The sequence below is a fragment of the Streptomyces sp. NPDC107765 genome, assembly GCF_055657085.1.
The window spans coordinates 1-19,900 of the sequence record NZ_JBVKBL010000014.1 but is presented as its reverse complement, the minus strand read 5'-3'; the positions used below and the strand labels follow the sequence as shown (position 1 = coordinate 19,900).

Sequence of the window (19,900 nt, the reverse complement as noted above, 5' to 3'; positions counted from 1 at the left end):
TGCGGACAAACCGGGACCTTAGGCTGGGAGCAGCACCCGTCGGCCGATGTCGCCCCTCGGATCCGCCCGCCGTCCGTAAGCCGTCGACCAAGGAGGCCCATGCTCCGCGCGCAGCGCGCCGTCCCCGCCTGGCTCGCCCACCCGTTCCGCTGGCAGCGGCTGCCCGTGCCCTGGGCCGCCGTCGCCCGCGGTGCGCTGTGCGCCGGGCCGCTGCTCGGCGCGGGCATCGCCACCGGCCACCCGGCGCCCGGGGTGCTCGCCGCGCTCGGTTCCATGCTGGCCGGTGTCAACGACCGCCCCGGCACCCGCCGCACCGGCGTCGTGCACATCGGCCTGCCCGCGCTGGCCTCGGCGCTCGGGATGCTGATCGGCGCCTCGCTGCGGGCCGTGGACGCGGGCTGGTGGGTCGTACCGGCGCTGTTCGCGGTCGGTTTCGTCTCCGGCGCGGGCAGCGTCGCCGGTCCGGTCCGCTCGAACGCCGGGATGCAGATGCTGGCCACCACGGTCCTGGGCGCCGGGATGCCGCTGCCCGGCGCACCGTGGGCCAAGGCCCTGACCCTGCTCGCCGGCTGCCTGTGGCTGCTCCTGCTGCGGCTGGTGCTGCGCCCGCCGCGCCCGGTCGGCGGTGCGCTCAGCGGTGAGCGGGCCGCGGTCGCCACGGTCTTCGACGCGCTGGCCGACGCCCTGGGCGCGGCCGGCGGGCCCGGTGCGGAGCCCGCCCGGCGCCGGCTCAGCGCCGCACTGGACCGCGCCGACGAGGCGCTGCGGCTGCGTCTGCTGACGGACCGGCTGCTGCGCCGTCCGGCCGACCTGGACGAACTCCTGCTGGCCGAACGGTTCGCCGCGGCCACCGCGTTGTGCGAGGCCAGCGTCGCACTGCTGTGGGAGGCCCACCCGCTGCCGGCCCGGGTCGCCGACAGTCCCCGCCGGTTCGCCGCCGCGCTGCGCAGCGGGCGGCCGCCGGGCCGGCTGTCCGCCCCCGAGGCCAGCACGCCCGGCCGCGGCGCCTTCGACCAGGCGCTGCTGGACGCGGCGGTGGCGTTCGCCCGCAGCGAGCCGCTGACCCGGTCCCGGCCACGGCCGGGGCGGCCGGAACCGGCGCGGCGCGGGCACGAACTCCTCGGACCGGCCGGGCGGGACTACGGCCTGCGGGTCGCGCTCTGCATCGCGGCGAGTGCGGCGGTGGCGCTGCTGCTGCGGGCGGACCACTGGTACTGGCTGCCGGCCACCGCCACCTTCCTGGTCAAGCCGGACCTGGGCCCGCTGTTCTCCCGTACCGTCAACCGCTTCGCCGGGACCGTCGCCGGGGTGCTGGTCTTCGCCGGGGCCGGTCTGCTGCTGACGGGGGAGTGGTGGCCCGCCCTGGTGGCGGGGGCGGGCGGGGCGCTGCTGCCGTTCGCCACCCGGCACTTCGCGCTGCAGACCGTGGCGATCACGCTCATGGTGCTGTCGTTCGTGTACGTCAGCGGCGCCCGGGAGGCCGCCGCCGAGCGGCTCGTCGACACCTCCGTCGCCTGCGGCATCGTCCTCGTGGTGGGACATCTGCCGCGGCTCGCGGACCCGCGCCGCCGGGTCGGGCAGCGGGTCACCGCGGCGCTGCGGGCCACCGAACGCTTCCTGCGGCACGTCCTGGAAGCCCCGCCCGGTAGGGACCCGGCCGAGCGGCTGGCGCTCCGCCGGGCCGCGTACCGGGCGCTGGGGGAGGCCCGGGCGGCCGCGGAGACGGCCGCCGCCGAACTCCTGGCCGCCCGCGACCGCAACCCCGACTGGCCGGCCGTGGTCACCGCCGCCGAACGCATCGTGGACGCCGCGACCGCCTGCGCGGTACGTCTCGACCACGGCGCCCGGCGCCCGGGCACCGAGGAGGCCGAGCGGCTGTGCCGGGCGCTGTCGGCGATGGCCGACGCACTGGAGGACCCCGGGCGCCGGCCCGGCACCGGCCTGCCGGACGTCGAGCTGCGGGCCGACCCGGACTGCGCCACGCTCACCGACGTCGCGGCGGAACTGGAACGCATCCGGGGGCACGCCGGGGCGGGGTGAGCCGGCGGGAAGCGGCCAGAGCCGCTCCGCCCACCGCCAGCGCGAGCACCATGAGCAGGACGCTGACCCCCACCGGCGCCCGGTAGCCGAAACCGGCGGCGAGGGCGGCGCCGCCGAGCCACGGGCCCACCGCGGCACCCACGTTGAGCGCCGCGGTGGCGAACCCGCCGGCCAGGGTCGGCGCACCGGTCGCCGCGTAGAGTGCCTGCGCGACCAGGGCGGAGCCGACCCCGAACGACAGCGCCCCCAGGGCGGGGACGAGCAGTACGACCGCCACCGGGCTGCCGGCCGTCAGCGCCAGCAGGGCCCACCCGGCGAGCAGTGCCGCCCCGCCGGTCAGGAGCAGCGGCACCGGACGGGTGTCGGCCAGCCGCCCGCCGGCGCGCACACCGGCGAACGAGCCCAGGCCGAAGAGCGCCAATACGGCCGGCACCCGGCCGGTGCCGATCCCGGCGACGTCGGTGACCAGCGGCGCGAGATAGGTGAAGGTGCAGAAGGTCGCGCCGTTCACCAGCGCGCCCAGGAGCAGGATCAGCAGCAGCCGCGGTGAGCGCAGCGTCCGCAGCTCGCCCCGCGCCCGCACCGCGTCGCCGTCCGCGGCCCGCCCGCCGTCGGCCGGGACCGACCGGACGATCGCCGCCACGGCCGGCACCGACACCGCGGCGACCGCCCAGAACGCCGAGCGCCAACCCCACGCCGCACCCAGCAGCGCACCGGCGGGCACGCCCGCGACACAGGCCAGGGTGGTGCCGCCGAGCAGCACGGAGGTGGCCCGGCCCTTGGCGTCCGGGGCGACCACGGAGGTCGCGGTGGCCAGGGCCACGGCGAGGAACCCGGCGTTGGCCAGGGCCGCGACGACCCGGGTGGCCAGCAGCACCGCGAAGCTGGTGGTGACCGCGCCGGCCACATGGACCAGCAGGAACGTGACCAGGAACGCCAGCAGCGCCCGGCGGCGCGGCCAGCGCCGGGCGAGCAGCGCCATCAGCGGCGCCCCGACGATCATTCCGACGGCGAACGCCGAGGTCAGCGATCCCGCCGCGGACAGCGGGACGTGCAGATCGGCGGCGATGCCCGGCAGCAGACCGGACAGCATGAACTCGGAGGTGCCTTGCGCGAAGACGGCGAGTCCGAGCAGATGGAGGAAGAAGGGCACAGCAACACTCCGCAACCACAGTGTGGATCGACGTGCGTCACCTCGCAGGGGCGCAGCGAAACGCCCGGACCGAGGCGACCGGCACGGATCCTGACGGGACGTCAGACGGGAGGCCGTGCGCGCGACGGCGCGCACGGCAGGCGACGACGATCCGGTGGCGGCGGAGCACAGGAGGGTGACGGCACGACGGCGCAATGCCGGGCCGGCGAGGCAACGCGAAAAGCCACCGGACGGCCGGTGGCTAGCGTCTTGACGCCTCGGGGCTGGACATGCGGCGCAGACTAACGGCGGCCCGCCGGGCCCGTCCAGGCAATTACGGCGGTGCACCCAGGGCGGGGCCCCGGGGTGGCGGAAGACTCCCCGGGGCCCGTGCGATCCGGCGGTCCGGTCAGCGGCCGCTGCCGTCCTTGCCCAGCAGCCCGGCCCGGCGCAGCGCGTCCGCCATGGCGTCGTTGGCCGGCCCGGCGTCCCGGCCACCGCCGCGGCGGTCACCGCCCCGCCCGCCGCCCTGCCGGCCGCCGGCGGCCTGGCGCTGCCGGGGCGCGCCGCCCCGGCCGCCGTCGCGCGGCCCGCGTCCGCCGCCCGCACCGGCGCCGCCCGCACCGCCGCGCCGCTCGCCGCCGCCCGCGGGGGCGCCCTTGCCGGGCTCGTCGTCCAGGCGCAGCGTCAGCGAGATCCGCTTGCGCGGGATGTCGACGTCGAGCACCTTGACCCGCACGATGTCGCCCGGCTTCACCACGTCCCGCGGGTCCTTGACGAAGGTCCGCGACATCGCCGACACATGGACCAGACCGTCCTGGTGGACGCCGACGTCCACGAACGCCCCGAAGGCGGCGACGTTGGTCACCACGCCTTCCAGGAGCATCCCCGGCTCCAGGTCGCCGATCTTCTCCACGCCCTCCTTGAAGGTCGCGGTCCTGAACACCGGACGCGGGTCCCGGCCCGGCTTCTCCAGCTCCTGGAGGATGTCGGTCACCGTCGGCAGTCCGAAGGAGTCGTCGACGAACTCGGCCGGCTTCAGGGTGCGCAGCACCGCCGTGTTGCCGATCAGCGAACCGACCTCCGTGCCCGCCGACTTGACCATCCGGCGCACCACCGGATACGCCTCCGGGTGCACGCTGGAGGCGTCCAGCGGGTCGTCGCCGCCCCGGATCCGCAGGAAGCCCGCGCACTGCTCGTACGCCTTGGGGCCGAGCCGCGCCACGTCCTTGAGGGCCTTGCGGGAGCGGAACGGGCCGTTGGCGTCGCGGTGCGCGACGATGTTCTCGGCCAGGCCGGAACCGATGCCCGACACCCGCGACAGCAGCGGCGCGGAGGCGGTGTTGACGTCCACGCCGACGCCGTTGACGCAGTCCTCGACCACCGCGTCCAGCGAGCGCGACAGCTTCACCTCGGACAGGTCGTGCTGGTACTGGCCGACCCCGATCGACTTCGGGTCGATCTTGACCAGCTCGGCCAGCGGGTCCTGCAGGCGGCGGGCGATGGACACCGCACCGCGCAACGACACGTCCAGGTCCGGCAGTTCCTGGGAGGCGAAGGCGGACGCGGAGTACACCGAGGCGCCGGCCTCGGACACCATCACCTTCGTCAGCTTCAGCTCCGGCTGTGCCGCGATCAGATCGGCCGCCAGCTTGTCGGTCTCGCGGGAGGCGGTGCCGTTGCCGATCGCGATCAGCTCGACCCGGTGCTCGCGGGCCAGCTTCGCCAGGGTGGCCAGCGAGGCGTCCCACTTCTGCTGCGGGACGTGCGGGTAGATCGTGTCGGTGGCGGCCACCTTGCCCGTGGCGTCCACGACCGCGACCTTCACGCCCGTTCGGAAGCCGGGGTCCAGGCCCATCGTGGCGCGGGTGCCGGCCGGCGCCGCGAGCAGCAGGTCGCGCAGGTTCGACGCGAAGACCCGCACCGCCTCGTCCTCGGCGGCCTGCCGCAGCCGGAGCCGCAGATCGATGCCCAGATGCACCTGGACGCGGGTGCGCCAGGCCCAGCGGACGGTGTCCAGCAGCCACCGGTCGGCCGGGCGCCCGCGGTCCGCGATCCCGAACTTCCCGGCGATGGACCGTTCGTAGGAGGTCGGCCCCTCGGTGGCGGCCGACGGGTCCTCCGGCTCCAGGGTGAGGTCGAGGACCTCCTCCTTCTCGCCGCGGAACATCGCCAGCACGCGGTGTGAGGGCAGCTCGGTGAACGGCTCGGCGAAGTCGAAGTAGTCGGCGAACTTCGCGCCGGCCTCCTCCTTGCCCTCGCGCACCTTCGCCGTCACCCGGCCGCGCGACCACATCCGCTCCCGCAGCTCACCGATCAGGTCCGCGTCCTCGCTGAACCGCTCGGTCAGGATGGCCCGCGCCCCGTCCAGGGCGGCCGCCGGATCGGCGACGCCCTTGTCCGGGTCCACGAAGGCCGCGGCGGCCGCGGCCGGCTCCACCGAAGGGTCGGCGAGCAGCCCGTCGGCGAGCGGCTCCAGGCCGGCCTCGCGCGCGATCTGCGCCTTGGTGCGGCGCTTGGGCTTGAACGGGAGGTAGATGTCCTCCAGCCGGGCCTTGGAGTCGGCGCCGCGGATCTGCGCCTCCAGGGCGGCGTCCAGCTTGCCCTGGGACCGTACGGACTCCAGCACCGCGGTGCGCCGCTCCTCCAGCTCCCGCAGATAGCGCAGCCGCTCCTCCAACGAGCGCAGCTGCGCGTCGTCGAGCATCTCGGTGGCTTCCTTGCGGTAGCGCGCGATGAACGGGACGGTCGAGCCACCGTCGAGCAGTTCGACCGCGGCCTTCACCTGCCGCTCCTTGACGCCGAGCTCCCCGGCGATCCGCGCTTCGATGGATCCGAGGGCCCCGATGGGCTCAGTGGCTGCCGTCACGTTGATCCTGCCCGCCTTCCAGCTCTTGCTTGAGCCTTGCATTGTGCCGGGTGACCGAGCGGACTGTCGCGCCGCCCAGCCGGTGGGCGGCACCGGGGTGCGCGGTGCCGGCCCACCCCGGTGGCCGCGCGCGGCCTACTTGCCGAACAGCGCGGCGGGGAACGCGCCGGCGTTCATGACGGCGGTGGTGAAGCCGGTGGCCAGCTCGGTGAGCCGGGCCACGCCCGCCGCGCCCAGGTGCTCGTACGGGGCCCGGTCCAGGCGGTCGGTGGTCTCCTCCAGGTCCTTGCGCAGCCGGACGCCGGCCTCGGTCAACTGCCCCTCGCCGTCCAGGAGACCACGGGACCGCAGCCGCTCCTGGGCGGCCTGCCAGTCCTCCTCGGTCCAGCCGCGGGTCGAAAGGACGCCCCGGGGGCTCATGCCGCGGCCGGTGGCGGTGTGGGTGACCAGCGCCTCCAGCCCGTCCAGTTCGGCGTCCAGCAGCGCCACCAGGTGGCCGTCGCCGCGGTGTTCGCGCAGCAGGGTCGCGGCGTGCCAGTAGGCCAGGTGCGGGGCGTCCGGCACCGGGAGGTCGGCGTGCGCGGCGTACAGCGGCCGGGCGCGGCGGGTACAGGCCTCGGTGGCGCGCAGTGCCAGCTCGGCGGCCTCCGCCATCTCCGGTGAGGTCACCGCGTCGTCGCCGAGCAGCCGGCGCAGGGTGGCGTCGGCGGCGCGCAGCCGGGCGTCGAGCACGTCCTGCGGGGTGGTCTTCCGCCACACCTCCGGCAGGTGCCGGGCGATCAGGTCGTACTTGAAGTTGTAGAAGGTGGCCGCGACGGTGCCGGGGCCGACCGCCCCCATCGCCGCGCTGCGGCAGACGAAGTAGCCGGCCCTGGGGTCGTCGACCCCGGCCCCGGCCATCTCGGCCGCCAGCTCCGGCGCGAAGTAGTGCGTGGAGTGGAAGGGGTTGATGACGTTGTGGCACGTGCGGCCGGCCCGCTCGGGCAGTGCGCTGTGAGAGGTCATGGGGGCAGGGTACCGACCCGTCGGTATGGCGTTGGGGGCAGGGCCCGGACGGCCCCGCGAAGGCTTCCGCAGCGGCCCTGACCAGGCCATGGCAGGAAAGGTGGGAAGCCCGTCATTGCCGCCATCGACGCCGCTGCCCAGGATGGACGGTATGGAACAGCGCGAGGTGCTGGTCGTCCTCTTCGACGGCGTGCAGGCCCTGGACGTCACCGGGCCGGTGGAGGTCTTCAGCGGTGCCGCGCAGGCCGTTCCCGGCGCCTACCGGATCCGCACGGCCACCTTGGACGGCACGCCGGTGCGCACCACCAGCGGACTGACCCTGGTCCCCGACACCACGCTCACCGCCGCCGGGCCGCCGCACACCCTGCTGGTCCCGGGCGGCCAGGGCACCCGCACCCCCGACCCGCGGCTGGTCGACTGGCTGCGGAACAACGCCCACCGGGCCCGGCGCAAGGTCTCGGTGTGCAGCGGGGCGCTGCTGCTGGCCGAGGCCGGGCTGCTGGACGGCCGGCGCGCGACCACCCACTGGATGCTGTGCGACACCCTCGCCGAACGGTTCCCCGCGGTGCGGGTGGAGGCCGACCCGATCTACGTGCGGGACGGCGACCTGGCCACCTCCGCGGGCGTGACGGCCGGCATCGACCTGGCGCTGGCCCTCGTGGAGGAGGACCTCGGCCGGGACCTCGCGCTCACCATCGCCCGGCACCTGGTGGTCTTCCTGCGCCGGCCGGGCAACCAGAAGCAGTTCAGCGCCCAGCTCGCCGCCCAGACCGCCAAGCGGCGGCCGCTGCGCGACGTCCAGCAGTGGATCACCGAGCATCCGGCCGCCGACCTGTCCGTCGACGCGCTCGCCGCCCGCGCCGGGCTCTCCCCGCGCCACTTCGCCCGGGCGTTCCGCGACGAGGTCGGTATGACGCCGGGCCGCTATGTCGACCGGGTACGGCTGGAGGCCGCCCGCCGCTGCCTGGAGGACACCGCCGACGGCATCGCCCAGGTGGCCCGCCACTGCGGCTACGGCACCCCCGAGGCGATGCGCCGCGCCTTCCTCCGTGCCCTGGCCGCCTCCCCGGCCGAATACCGCCGCCGCTTCCAGCCGGCCCCCTCGGGCCGCTGAGCGGCCGCCCCGCCCTCCGACCCTTCCGAGCCACTCCTTTCAGAGAGCCACTCCTCCAGACGGGAAACGCCATGCAGATCGCGATCCTCCTCTACGACCGCTTCACCACCCTGGACGCCATCGGCCCCTACGAGACCCTCAGCCGCATCCCGGGCGCCGAGACGGTGTTCGTCGCCGAGCGCGCCGGCACGTACCGCAACGACCTCGGCGCGGTGGGGCTGGTCGCGGACGCCGCGCTGGACGAGGTCACCGCCCCCGACATCCTCGTCGTGCCCGGTGGCCCGGGGCAGACCGCGCACATGGCGGACGGGCCGCTGCACGACTGGATCCGCGCCGTGGACACCGCCACCACCTGGACCACCTCGGTGTGCACCGGCTCGCTGCTGCTGGCCGCGGCCGGCCTCCTCAAGGGCCGCCGGGCCACCTCGCACTGGCTCGCCCTGGACCTGCTGCCGGGCCTGGGCGCCGAGCCGACCGGGGAGCGGGTGGTCTTCGACGGCAAGTACGTCACCGCGGCCGGGGTCTCGTCCGGCATCGACATGGGGCTGCGGCTGGCCGGCCGGATCGCCGGGGACACCGCGGCCCGGACCATCCAGCTCGGCATCGAGTACGACCCGCAGCCGCCCTACGACGCGGGCTCCCCGGACAAGGCACCGGCCGAGGTCACCGCGGCGCTGCGGGAACGCGCCCGCCGCGTACTCACCGGGGAGCGGGAACAGCGGGTGTAGCGCCCCTCACTCCCCGGCCCAGGTGAACCGCGGCGGCCTGCGCTCCAGGAAGGCGGCGGCACCCTCGGCGGTGTCGCCGCTCGCCCGGGCCTGCCCGGCCCAGTGGGCGCCGCGCTCCTCCGCCTCGTCCGGCGGCACGTCCCAGGTGCCGTTGGCCAGTTCCTTCGCCGCCGTCTGCGTCAGCAGCGACCGGCTCGCCAGTACGGCCGAGAACTCCGCGACCCGCTTGCCCAGCTCGCCCTCGGCCAGCACCTCGTCGACCAGCCCGGTCCGCAGCGCCCGCGCGCAGTCGATCAACTCCCCGGAGAACAACAGGTACTTGGCGGACGACAGCCCGACCAGGCGGACCAGTCGCCGGGTGGCGGACGCCGGGTAGACCACCGCCAGCTTGGCCGGCGTCACCCCGAACAGCGCCCCCTCCTCCGCGAACCGCAGATCGCAGGCGGCCGCCAACTGGGCGCCGCCGCCCACGCAGTAGCCGCGTATCGCCGCCAGCGTCGGCTTCGGGAAGGCGGCCAGCGCCTCCTCGGCCGCCACCGCCAGCCCCTGCGACTCCGGTGCCGTCCCGCGCAGCGAGGCGATGTCCGCACCCGCGCAGAAGGTCCCGCCGGCACCGGTCAGCACCAGCGACCGCACCGCCCGGTCCGCCGCCAGCCGCGCCAGCAGGGGCGGCAGATCCCGCCACATCTGGACGGTCATCGCATTGCGCTTGCCGGTGTTGCTGATGGTGACGGTCGCTGTGCCGTCGCTGACGTGCGTCGTGAGACCCGGTTCCATGCCCGGATATTAGAGCGACCGCGGCCCGGGCGGCCGGTTACGATCGACGGTCTGATGTCAGCAACCCTCGTCGCCAAAGACCTCGCCGCCGGCCACGGCGAGCGCATCCTCTTCTCCGGTCTCGATCTGGTCGTCGCCCCCGGGGACGTGATCGGCCTCGTCGGCGCCAACGGCGCGGGCAAGTCCACCCTGCTGCGCCTGCTGGCCGGACTGGACACCCCCGAGGAGGGCGCGCTCTCCCTCAGCCCGCCCACCGCCACCGTCGGCCACCTCCCGCAGGAGCCCGACCGCCGCCCCGGAGAGACCGTACGGGCCTTCCTCGCCCGCCGCACCGGTGTGACCGACGCCCAGCGCGCCCTGGACGCCGCCACCCAGGCCCTGGCCGAGGAGCGCCCCGGCGCCGACGACGCCTACGACACGGCCTTCACGCGCTGGCTCGACCTCGGCGCCGCCGACCTCGACGAACGCGCCGAGGAGACCGCGGCCCAGCTCGGCCTCACCGTCGGCCTCGACCAGCCGATGACCGCCCTCTCCGGCGGACAGGCCGCCCGGGCCTCGCTCGCCTCCCTGCTGCTCTCCCGTTACGACGTCTTCCTGCTGGACGAGCCGACCAACGACCTCGACCTGGACGGTCTGCACCGCCTGGAGGAGTTCGTCACCGGGCTGCGCGCCGGCACCGTCCTCGTCAGCCACGACCGCGAGTTCCTGACCCGCACCGTCAACCGCGTGGTCGAACTCGACCTCGCCCAGCAGCAGGTCAACGTCTACGGCGGCGGCTACGCCTCCTATCTGGAGGAGCGCGAGCGGGCCCGGCGGCACGCCCGCGAGCAGTACGAGGAGTACGCCGACACCAAGGCCGCCCTGGAGACCCGCGCCCACACCCAGCGCAACTGGATGGAGAAGGGCGTCAAGAACGCCCGCCGCAAGGCCCCCGACAACGACAAGATCGGCCGCAAGGGCCGGGTCGAGGCCACCGAGAAGCAGGCCTCCAAGGCCAAGCAGACCCAGCGGATGATCGAGCGCCTGGAGGTGGTGGCGGAGCCGCGCAAGGAGTGGGAGCTGCGGATGGAGATCGCCGCGGCGCCCCGGGCCGGCGCGGTCGTCGCGACCCTGCGCGGGGCCGCGGTCCGGCGCGGTGACTTCCGCTTCGGCCCGGTGGACCTCCAGATCGACTGGGCGGACCGGGTCGCCATCACCGGTCCCAACGGCTCCGGCAAGTCCACCCTGCTGGCCGCCCTGCTCGGCCGGCTCCCGCTGGACGCCGGGCAGGCCGCGCTCGGCCCGGGCGTGGTGGTCGGCGAGATCGAGCAGGCCCGCGGCCGGCTCTTCGGCGGGCACCACCTCGGAGACCAGCCGCTGATGGACGCCTTCCGGGCCGCCGTGCCGGACCTTGCGCCCGCCGACGTCCGCACCCTGCTCGCGAAGTTCGGGCTGAAGGCGGCCCATGTGCTGCGCCCGGCGCACACCCTCTCGCCGGGGGAGCGGACCCGGGCCGCGCTGGCCCTCCTCCAGGGGCGCGGGGTCAACCTCCTCGTCCTGGACGAGCCGACCAACCACCTGGACCTGCCGGCCATCGAGCAGCTGGAGTCGGCACTGGCCTCGTACCCGGGCACGCTGCTGCTGGTGACCCACGACCGGCGGATGCTGGACGCGGTGCACACCACGCGGCGGATCGAGGTCGAGGCCGGGCGGATCACCGACCGGGCGGTGTGACCCGGGCGGGCCGGGACCGAGGCGGGGCGGCTGCCCGCAAAAGGGCCGGTCGGTTTATCGATTTGGTTCTGTGGCGGGCGACCCGTAAGGTTGGGGAAACCGACGCGGGGTGGAGCAGCTCGGTAGCTCGCTGGGCTCATAACCCAGAGGTCGCAGGTTCAAATCCTGTCCCCGCTACTGCACACACGGCAGGCCCGGTGCCCCGGCACCGGGCCTGCCGTGCTGTCCGCCCCCGCCGCCCGGACAGGGCGAGCCCGATGGCGGGATCGCAGGGGTGCCGTTCCCGTGGAATCCACGAACCCGGCACAAAGAGAACAGGGCCGGTCCGCAGCCCACGGGAAACTCTCGGGAATCCGCCAAAAGCCGTCGATAGGCGCTGACTTGTGTTCAGCGGGCCGGTACGGACCAGCGCATTCCCAACACTCTTCCTGTGAGGATGCCTTCCGGACCCCCCGCAGAACCCCCCGACGAGCTGACCTCCCCGCTCGCGTACGAAGGTGTCTGGCGCTTCACCGCACCGGCACTGGAGTCCTCGGTGCCGCAGGCGCGCCATGCGGTCCGGGACCTGCTCGCCGAACAGCACGTGCCGGTCGCCGCCGACATCATGGACGGCCTGCTGCTCATCGTCTCCGAACTGGTCACCAACGCCGTCCGGCACGCCGCCCTGCTCTCCCCGCAGATCGCCGTCCAGGTCACCATCGGCGCCAACTGGCTGCGGGTCGCGGTCGAGGACGACCACCCCTACCGCCCCAAGGCGCTGGAGGCGGACGAGGGTGACGTCGGGGGGCGAGGACTGTGGCTGGTCAAGACCGTCACCGCCGAGGTGGGCGGCACATGCGACGTCGCGCACACGGCCGGCGGCGGCAAGGCCATCTGGGCCGAGCTGCCGCTCACCCCGCTGGCTACCAGCCCGCCGACCGCCCGGTGAGCTCCCGCACCGCCGGCCGCGCCGCGTCCAGCACGGTCATGAACCACGCGGAGAACGGCGCCTCGGCATGCCGCTCGGCCAGCTCCGCCGGCGTCACGAACGCGATCTCGCCGATCTCCTCCGGGTCCGGTGCCGGCTCGGCCCGCACCAGGCCCACGAACAGGTGGTTGTACTCCTGCTCCACCAGCCCGGAGGACGGATCGGGATGGTTGTAGCGCACCGTGCCCGCCTCGCCCAGCAGCGCGGGTGCCACGCCCAGCTCCTCCGCGGTCCGGCGGGCCGCCGCCGCGAACGGCGCCTCACCGGGATACGGGTGACCGCAGCAGGTGTTGGACCACACACCGGGGGAGTGGTACTTCCCCAGCGCCCGGCGCTGGAGCAGCAGCCGCCCCTTCTCGTCGAAGAGGAAGACCGAGAACGCCCGGTGCAGCTGCCCCGGAGGCTGGTGCGCCGCGAGCTTCTCCGCGGTGCCGATCGTCGTACCGTCCTCGTCGACCAGCTCCAGCATGATCGGTTCGGCGGCGCCGCCCGGCGTGCGCGCCGCCGCGTCCTCGGCGGTCTGTCCGTTGGCAGGTGTGATCGGCATGCCCATCCTTGTCGTCGGTCTTCGACGTCAAGTCTGCCCTAGCCGGGTCCGCATCACCGGCACAGCGGGTGCGCGGCGCCACACCTCCCGCGCGTCCGGCCGGGAGTGCGCCCACCTGGCATCCACCGTGAGAGGGGCCACATCAGGGGGCCGCCCCCGGGCGCCGCGCGAGGCGGCCCCCGGGCCCCCGCGGCGGGCACCGCACCGGCTGCGGGCGCGCCCCGCAGGCCGGCATGGCCCTCGCCACACCCCCCACGGCACAACCCGCCCGCCCCGTGACCAGCCCGCTCATAACCGGCACCGGAACGGCGGCCCCGATCGCCGGCCAGTTGTTCATGCGCCACCCCATCCACCATGATGATCGCGGCAGGCGCAGCCGTCGGTCACTCGATCGTGCGGTGAATGCGCGGTGAACGGCCGCATCCGGCGATCCGATAGCCTCTGCCGACGTGCCATCCGGCCCTCCGGGCGCCCGGTGTGCCACGCCCGCTGCCCGGGTAGTCCGTATCGAATGCGGATCGACCGGCGCTGCCTTGTCAGCCTCCAAGGAGTGAGTTCGTCTGTCGACCGCCATCCTCACCGGTCCGCCGGTCGCCGGGTCGCCGCTCGAAGCCGACCTGCGCACGCTGGGCTTCGACGTCCGTACGGCGGACGACGCCGCCTCCGCGGCCGCGCTGCTCGCCGAGGTGCCCGCACAGGAGCGGGTCGCCCTCGTCGACCCCCGCTTCGTCGGCCATCTGCACGCCCTGCGGCTCGCACTGACCGACCCCCGCTTCCCGGCCGCCGCCGTGCCGGGCGCGCTCACCGCACAGGCAGCGGCCCGCCCGGCGCTGGCCCGCGCGGCCGGCCGGATCCCGGTCGGCGCCGGCACCGCACACCTCACGGACGTCCTCACCGAGACGCTCACCGACTCCCTGGACCGCGACGACATCGGTCTGCACCGCGTCGAGCTGGGCAGTCTGGTCGCCACCGTCGCGCTCACCCCCGCCCAGCGCGAGGAGGCCCGCGAGGCGGTCGCGGCCGTCGACGACGAGGCGGTACGGCTGCGCACCGCGGTCAAGTCCCGCGACGGCTTCTTCACGACCTTCTGCATCAGCCCGTACTCCCGCTACCTCGCCCGCTGGTGTGCGCGCCGCGGCCTCACCCCCAACCAGGTCACCACCGCGTCCCTGCTCACCGCGCTGATAGCGGCCGGCAGCGCGGCCACCGGCACCCGCGCCGGCTTCGTCGCCGCGGGGGTCCTGCTGCTCCTCTCCTTCGTCCTGGACTGCACCGACGGGCAGCTCGCCCGCTACTCGCTGCAGTACTCGACGCTGGGCGCCTGGCTGGACGCCACCTTCGACCGGGCCAAGGAGTACGCGTACTACGCGGGCCTGGCGCTGGGTGCCGCCCGCGGCGGTGGCAGCGATGACGTATGGGCCCTGGCGCTCGGCGCGATGGTCCTGCAGACCTGCCGGCACGTCGTCGACTTCGCCTTCAACGAGGCGAATCACGATGCAAGCGGTGCCACCGGCAACACCAGCCCGACCGCGGCGCTCTCCGCCAAGCTCGATGGCGTCGGCTGGACGGTCTGGGTCCGCCGCATGATCGTGCTGCCGATCGGCGAACGCTGGGCCATGATCGCCGTACTCACCGCGGCCACCACCCCGCGCATCGTCTTCTACGCCCTGCTCATCGGCTGTGCGCTGGCCGCCTGCTACACCACGGCCGGCCGGGTGCTGCGCTCCCTGACCCGGCGGGCCCGGCGCACCGACCGCGCCGCCCGGGCGCTGGCCGACCTCGCCGACTCCGGGCCGCTCGCCGAGCTGATCGCCCGCGGCGCGCACGGCCGCGGCCGCACCGGTTCCTTCCTCGCCCCGGCTATGGCATTTCTCTCGACCGCGGTGCTGCTGGTCTGGGTGATCTTCCAGAACGACCCGGCGTCCTGGCTCACCGTGGGCGTCGCCGCCTGCTCCGCGCTGCTGGCCGGCGCGGCGGTGTCCCGGCCGCTCAAGGGCGCCCTCGACTGGCTCGTCCCGCCCTTCTTCCGGGCCGGCGAGTACGTCACGATCCTCGTTCTGGCGGCCCGCGCGGACGTGCCCGGAGCGCTCCCCGCGGCGTTCGGGCTGGTCGCGGCCGTCGCCTACCATCACTACGACACCGTCTACCGCATCCGCGGTGGCACCGGGGCCCCGCCGCGGTGGCTGGTCCGGGCAACCGGCGGCCACGAGGGACGCGTCCTCGTAGTGACCGTCCTGGCAGCCGCGCTGTCCCCCGAAGGTTTCACAATCGCGCTCACGGCCCTGGCCGTGGTCCTGGCGCTGCTGGTGCTCATCGAGAGCATCCGCTTCTGGGTCTCTTCCGGAGCACCCGCCGTACACGATGAAGGAGAACCCGCATGATCGGCCTCGTGCTGGCTGCCGGCGCCGGACGGCGTCTGCGCCCCTACACCGACACCCTGCCCAAGGCGCTGGTGCCGGTCGACGGTGACACCACCATCCTGGACCTGACGCTCGGCAACTTCGCCGAGATCGGCCTGACCGAGGTCGCGATCATCGTCGGCTACCGCAAGGAGGCCGTGTACGAGCGCAAGGAGGCCCTGGAGCAGAAGTACGGCCTCAAGCTCACCCTGATCGACAACGACAAGGCCGAGGAGTGGAACAACGCCTACTCCCTGTGGTGCGGCCGTGACGCCCTCCAGCACGACGTGATCCTCGCCAACGGCGACACCGTGCACCCGGTCTCCGTCGAGAAGACCCTGCTCGCCGCCCGCGGCAACGGCCAGAAGATCATCCTCGCGCTGGACACCGTCAAGCAGCTCGCCGACGAGGAGATGAAGGTCGTCGTGGACCCCGAGAAGGGCGTCCAGAAGATCACCAAGCTGATGGACCCGGCCGAGGCGACCGGTGAGTACATCGGTGTCACCCTCATCGAGGGCTCCGCCGCCGCCGAGCTGGCCGACGCCCTGAAGACCACCTTCGAGCGGGACCCCGACCTCTACTACGAGGACGGCTACCAGGAGCTGGTCAACCGCGGCTTCAAGGTGGACGTGGCACCGATCGGCGACGTCAAGTGGGTCGAGATCGACAACCACGACGACCTGGCGAAGGGCCGTGACATCGCATGCCAGTACTGACCCGCCTCATTCCGTCCCCGGTCGTCGTCGACATCAACGCCGGCGCCCTGGACGACCTGGCGGGCCTGCTGGCCGATCAGCGCATCTCCGCGTCCGGCAAGCTCGCCATCGCGATCAGCGGCGGCTCGGGGGCACGGCTGCGTGAGCGGCTGGCCCCCGCGCTGCCGGGCGCCGAGTGGTACGAGGTCGGCGGCGGCACCCTGGACGACGCGATCAAGCTCGCCGACGCCATGAAGAAGGGGCACTACGACGCGGTCGTGGGCCTCGGCGGCGGCAAGATCATCGACTGCGCCAAGTTCGCCGCCGCACGCATCGGCCTGCCGCTGGTGGCCGTCGCGACGAACCTGTCGCACGACGGCCTGTGCTCGCCGGTCGCCACCCTGGACAACGACGCCGGCCGCGGCTCCTACGGTGTGCCGAACCCGATCGCCGTGGTGATCGACCTCGACATCATCCGGGAGGCCCCGGTCCGGTTCGTCCGCTCCGGCATCGGCGACGCGATCTCCAACATCTCCGCGGTCGCGGACTGGGAGCTCTCGCACCGCGAGACCGGCGAGGCGATCGACGGACTGGCCGCCGCCATGGCCCGCCAGGCCGGCGAGGCGGTGCTCCGGCACCCCGGCGGCGTCGGCGAGGACTCCTTCCTCCAGGTGCTCGCCGAGGGCCTGGTCCTCACCGGCATCTCGATGTCGGTGGCCGGCGACAGCCGCCCGGCGTCCGGCGCCTGCCACGAGATCAACCACGCCCTGGACATCCTCTACCCCAAGCGCGCGGCGAGCCACGGCGAGCAGTGCGGCCTCGGTGCCGCCTTCGCCACGCACCTGCGCGGGGACAAGGAGACCCGGGACCTGATGGTCGAGGTGCTGCGCCGGCACGGACTGCCGGTCACGCCGGGTGAGATCGGCTTCACCGACGAGGAATTCGTCGAGGCCGTCGCGTACGCACCCAAGACCCGCCCCGGGCGCTACACGATCCTGGAGCACCTCGACCTGTCCACCGACCAGATCAGGGACGCTTACGCCGACTATGCACAAGCCATCGGTAGCTGAGCTCCGGCCGGTCGTTCACCCCCCGGGGGTGAAGGACCGGCGGAGCGGCGAGCACTGGGCCGGCCGGCTCTACATGCGCGAGATCTCGCTGCGCATCGACCGGCACCTGGTGAACACCCGGGTCACGCCCAACCAGCTGACCTACCTGATGACCGTCTTCGGCGTCCTCGCCGCCCCGGCGCTGCTGGTGCCGGGGATCGCGGGCGCCGTGCTCGGCGTGCTCATGGTCCAGCTGTATCTGCTGCTCGACTGCGTCGACGGCGAGATCGCCCGGTGGCGCAAGCAGTACTCGCTCACCGGTGTCTGGATGGACCGCGTCGGTGCGTACCTCACCGACGCCGCGGTCCTGGTCGGCTTCGGCCTGCGCGCCGCCGACCTGTGGGGCTCGGGCCGGATCGACTGGCTGTGGGCCTTCCTCGGCACGCTGGCCGCCCTCGGCGCCATCCTGATCAAGGCGGAGACGGACCTGGTCGGCGTGGCCCGCGCGCAGAGCGGCAAGGAGCAGGTCAAGGAGACCGCGTCCGAGATGCGCTCCTCCGGTATGGCGCTGGCCCGCAAGGCCGCCGCGGCACTGAACTTCCACCGGCTGATCCTCGGTGTCGAGGCGTCCCTGCTGGTCCTGGCCCTCGCGGTGGTGGACCAGATCCGGGGCGACCTGTTCTTCTCGCGGCTGGGCGTCGCCGTGCTCGCCGGCATCGCGCTCGTCCAGACCCTGCTCCACCTCGTGTCCATCCTCGCCTCCAGCAGGCTCAAGTGACGGGGGCGTCCCAGATGCGCGTCGGTGCGGTGATCATCACCATGGGCAACCGCCCCGAGGAGCTGCGTGCGTTGCTGGACTCGGTGGCCAAGCAGGACGGCGATCCGATCGAGGTCGCCGTCGTCGGCAACGGCTCGCCGCTGCCGGAGCTGCCCGAGGGCGTGCGGACCGTCGAGCTCCCGGAGAACGTCGGCATCCCGGCCGGCCGGAACGTCGGCATCGAGGCGTTCGGGCCGGCCGGCCGCGAGATGGACGTCCTGCTCTTCCTCGACGACGACGGGCTGCTGGCCCGGGCGGACACCGCCGAGCTGTGCCGCGAGGCGTTCGCCAAGGACCCGGAGCTCGGCATCATCAGCTTCCGGATCGCCGACCCGGACACCGGCGAGACCCAGCGCCGGCACGTTCCCCGGCTGCGCGCGTCCGACCCCATGCGGTCCTCGCGGGTGACCACCTTCCTCGGGGGCGCGAACGCCGTGCGCACCAAGGTCTTCGCGGAGGTCGGCGGGCTGCCCGACGACTTCTTCTACGCCCATGAGGAGACCGACCTGGCCTGGCGGGCGCTGAACGCCGGCTGGATGATCGACTACCGGTCGGACATGGTCCTGTACCACCCGACGACGGCACCCGCCCGGCACGCGGTCTACCACCGGATGGTGGCCCGCAACCGGGTCTGGCTGGCCCGCCGCAACCTCCCCGCCGCACTGGTTCCGGTCTATCTCGGTGTCTGGTTCCTGCTCACCCTCGCCCGGCGCCCCTCGCGGCCGGCGCTGCGGGCCTGGCTGGGCGGCTTCAAGGAGGGCTGGGCCACCCCGTGCGGTCCCAGGCGCCCCATGAAGTGGGCTACCGTTTGGCGACTGACCCGACTGGGCCGCCCTCCCGTCATCTGACAAGCTCGTATCTGAGAGCATCAGGCGCGAACCGGGGCGTGGCCCCGGCAGCGCACCTTGAGGACGAAAGTGTCAACTGTGAGCGAGACCACGCACGACAGTGCGGTCGCCATGAGTGCCCCGGCAGCTTCCGACGAAGGGCTGACCGCGGCGCAGCGGGCCCAGAAGTACGGGCTCGCGCAGAGCGGGGCGCGTCCGAGCCTCCCCGAGTACGTCCGGCAGCTGTGGCACCGGCGGCATTTCATCTCCGCCTTCGCCAGCGCCAAGCTGACCGCGCAGTACAGCCAGGCCAAGCTGGGGCAGGTCTGGCAGGTGGCGACGCCCCTGCTGAACGCGCTCGTCTACTACTTGATCTTCGGCCTGCTGATCGGCACGAGGAAGGGCGTCCCCGACTTCGTGCCGTTCCTGGTGACCGGCGTCTTCATCTTCACCTTCACGCAGAGCTCGGTGATGGCCGGTACCCGGGCGATCTCCGGCAACCTCGGCCTGGTGCGGGCGCTGCACTTCCCGCGGGCCTGCCTGCCGATCTCGTTCTGCCTGATGCAGCTGCAGCAGCTGCTGTTCTCCATGGGTGTGCTGGTCCTGATCCTGCTGGGCTTCGGGCAGATGCCGACCTGGTCGTGGTTCCTGGTGCTCCCGGCGCTGCTGCTCCAGTTCGTCTTCAACACGGGCCTGGCGATGGTCATGGCGCGGCTGGGTTCCAAGACCCCGGACCTGGCGCAGCTGATGCCGTTCATCATGCGGACGTGGATGTACGCGTCCGGCGTGATGTTCAGCATCGACCTGATCCTGAAGGGCAAGCACGTCCCGCAGTTCGTGGAGGTCCTGCTCAACGCCAACCCGGCGGCGGTCTACATCGATCTGATGCGCTTCGCGCTGATCGACAGCTTCACCGCGGCCAAGCTGCCCCCGCACGTGTGGGCGTCCGCCGGCGGCTGGGCGCTGCTGATGGGCGTCGCGGGCTTTGTGTACTTCTGGAAGGCTGAGGAGCGGTACGGACGTGGCTGAGCAGAACAACGGCGTGCGGCCCACGGCGGCCGCCCAGGAGCGGATCCCGACGGTGATCGCGGACGATCTGCACATCGTCTACCGCGTCTACGGCACCGGTGCCGGCAAGGGCAGCGCCACCGCGGCCCTGAACCGCATCGTCCGCCGCAAGCCCTCCACCGGTGTGCGCGAGGTCCACGCGGTCAAGGGCGT

General features: G+C 73.6%; 16 protein-coding genes, 1 tRNA gene and 1 pseudogene. 13 read left to right on the top strand and 5 right to left on the bottom strand.

Annotated elements, in window-relative coordinates; genetic code table 11:
• Positions 1-99: 99 nt before the first annotated feature.
• Positions 100-2,040 carry an FUSC family protein gene (locus ACZ7MX_RS29320; RefSeq protein ID WP_472136325.1) on the top strand — a complete coding sequence of 647 codons (1,941 nt, stop codon included), beginning with the start codon at positions 100-102 and terminating at the stop codon, positions 2,038-2,040.
• Here ACZ7MX_RS29320 and ACZ7MX_RS29315 read toward each other — a convergent pair.
• The 3 genes from ACZ7MX_RS29315 to ACZ7MX_RS29305 all read right to left on the bottom strand — a co-directional run bounded on the left by ACZ7MX_RS29315 (position 1,985) and on the right by ACZ7MX_RS29305 (position 7,046).
• Positions 1,985-3,193, bottom strand: a complete 1,209-nt coding sequence (locus ACZ7MX_RS29315; RefSeq protein WP_472136323.1) for a Cmx/CmrA family chloramphenicol efflux MFS transporter — start codon at positions 3,191-3,193, stop codon at positions 1,985-1,987. The two genes, ACZ7MX_RS29320 and ACZ7MX_RS29315, sit on opposite strands and share 56 nt — an antisense overlap.
• Positions 3,194-3,581: 388 nt before the next feature.
• A complete protein-coding gene (locus ACZ7MX_RS29310; protein WP_472136322.1) occupies positions 3,582-6,041 on the bottom strand; it encodes a Tex family protein in 2,460 nt (819 codons plus the stop codon).
• Positions 6,042-6,176: 135 nt separating this feature from the next.
• The gene (locus ACZ7MX_RS29305) at positions 6,177-7,046 is read right to left on the bottom strand and encodes an SCO6745 family protein (protein ID WP_472136321.1); all 870 of its coding nucleotides are present in this window, start codon (positions 7,044-7,046) and stop codon (positions 6,177-6,179) included.
• A 151-nt stretch (positions 7,047-7,197) separates the two neighbouring features.
• On the opposite strand from ACZ7MX_RS29305, the gene ACZ7MX_RS29300 reads away from it, so the two are divergent.
• Entirely contained in the window at positions 7,198-8,160 is a 963-nt protein-coding gene (locus tag ACZ7MX_RS29300; RefSeq protein ID WP_472136319.1) for a GlxA family transcriptional regulator, read from the top strand.
• Between the two features lie 71 nt (positions 8,161-8,231).
• The gene (locus ACZ7MX_RS29295) at positions 8,232-8,888 is read left to right on the top strand and encodes a DJ-1/PfpI family protein (protein WP_472136317.1); all 657 of its coding nucleotides are present in this window, start codon (positions 8,232-8,234) and stop codon (positions 8,886-8,888) included.
• A 6-nt stretch (positions 8,889-8,894) separates the two neighbouring features.
• Here the strand turns inward: ACZ7MX_RS29295 and ACZ7MX_RS29290 are convergent, their stop codons facing one another.
• Entirely contained in the window at positions 8,895-9,665 is a 771-nt protein-coding gene (locus ACZ7MX_RS29290) for an enoyl-CoA hydratase/isomerase family protein (protein ID WP_472136315.1), read from the bottom strand.
• Positions 9,666-9,719: 54 nt separating this feature from the next.
• Between ACZ7MX_RS29290 and ACZ7MX_RS29285 the strand changes: the two genes are divergently transcribed.
• From ACZ7MX_RS29285 to ACZ7MX_RS29275, 3 genes are all read left to right on the top strand, one after another.
• Positions 9,720-11,378, top strand: a complete 1,659-nt coding sequence (locus ACZ7MX_RS29285) for an ABC-F family ATP-binding cassette domain-containing protein (protein ID WP_472136313.1) — start codon at positions 9,720-9,722, stop codon at positions 11,376-11,378.
• A 103-nt stretch (positions 11,379-11,481) separates the two neighbouring features.
• Positions 11,482-11,555: transfer RNA gene (locus ACZ7MX_RS29280), tRNA-Met, on the top strand.
• A gap of 259 nt (positions 11,556-11,814) precedes the next feature.
• Positions 11,815-12,306, top strand: coding sequence for an ATP-binding protein (locus ACZ7MX_RS29275; protein WP_472136312.1), 492 nt, complete (start codon positions 11,815-11,817; stop codon positions 12,304-12,306).
• On the opposite strand, the gene idi is transcribed toward ACZ7MX_RS29275, so the two are convergent.
• Positions 12,281-12,892 (bottom strand): isopentenyl-diphosphate Delta-isomerase, encoded by a 612-nt coding sequence (idi, locus tag ACZ7MX_RS29270; RefSeq protein WP_472136311.1) that lies wholly within the window; start codon positions 12,890-12,892, stop codon positions 12,281-12,283. The two genes, ACZ7MX_RS29275 and idi, sit on opposite strands and share 26 nt — an antisense overlap.
• A gap of 560 nt (positions 12,893-13,452) precedes the next feature.
• Here idi and ACZ7MX_RS29265 point away from each other — a divergent pair.
• The 7 genes and pseudogenes from ACZ7MX_RS29265 to ACZ7MX_RS29235 all read left to right on the top strand — a co-directional run.
• The gene (locus ACZ7MX_RS29265; RefSeq protein ID WP_472136643.1) at positions 13,453-15,273 is read left to right on the top strand and encodes a DUF5941 domain-containing protein; all 1,821 of its coding nucleotides are present in this window, start codon (positions 13,453-13,455) and stop codon (positions 15,271-15,273) included.
• Positions 15,270-16,007: a phosphocholine cytidylyltransferase family protein gene (locus tag ACZ7MX_RS29260; protein ID WP_030814975.1), complete on the top strand. Its 738-nt coding sequence runs from the start codon at positions 15,270-15,272 to the stop codon at positions 16,005-16,007. The genes ACZ7MX_RS29265 and ACZ7MX_RS29260 overlap by 4 nt, the downstream gene beginning before the upstream one ends.
• Complete coding sequence (locus ACZ7MX_RS29255; protein ID WP_030814973.1) at positions 15,995-17,056, top strand: iron-containing alcohol dehydrogenase family protein; 1,062 nt, start codon at positions 15,995-15,997, stop codon at positions 17,054-17,056. Before ACZ7MX_RS29260 ends, ACZ7MX_RS29255 begins: the two co-directional genes overlap by 13 nt.
• Positions 17,034-17,813, top strand: coding sequence for a CDP-alcohol phosphatidyltransferase family protein (locus tag ACZ7MX_RS29250; RefSeq protein WP_472136309.1), 780 nt, complete (start codon positions 17,034-17,036; stop codon positions 17,811-17,813). The genes ACZ7MX_RS29255 and ACZ7MX_RS29250 overlap by 23 nt, the downstream gene beginning before the upstream one ends.
• Positions 17,814-17,827: 14 nt before the next feature.
• Positions 17,828-18,700: a glycosyltransferase family 2 protein gene (locus ACZ7MX_RS29245; RefSeq protein WP_362143334.1), complete on the top strand. Its 873-nt coding sequence runs from the start codon at positions 17,828-17,830 to the stop codon at positions 18,698-18,700.
• Between the two features lie 78 nt (positions 18,701-18,778).
• On the top strand, positions 18,779-19,708 hold the full coding sequence (locus tag ACZ7MX_RS29240; protein ID WP_472136307.1) for an ABC transporter permease: 930 nt from the start codon (positions 18,779-18,781) through the stop codon (positions 19,706-19,708).
• Positions 19,701-19,900, top strand: a pseudogene (locus tag ACZ7MX_RS29235) (ABC transporter ATP-binding protein); the annotation flags it as partial. The gene ACZ7MX_RS29240 and the pseudogene ACZ7MX_RS29235, both read left to right, overlap by 8 nt.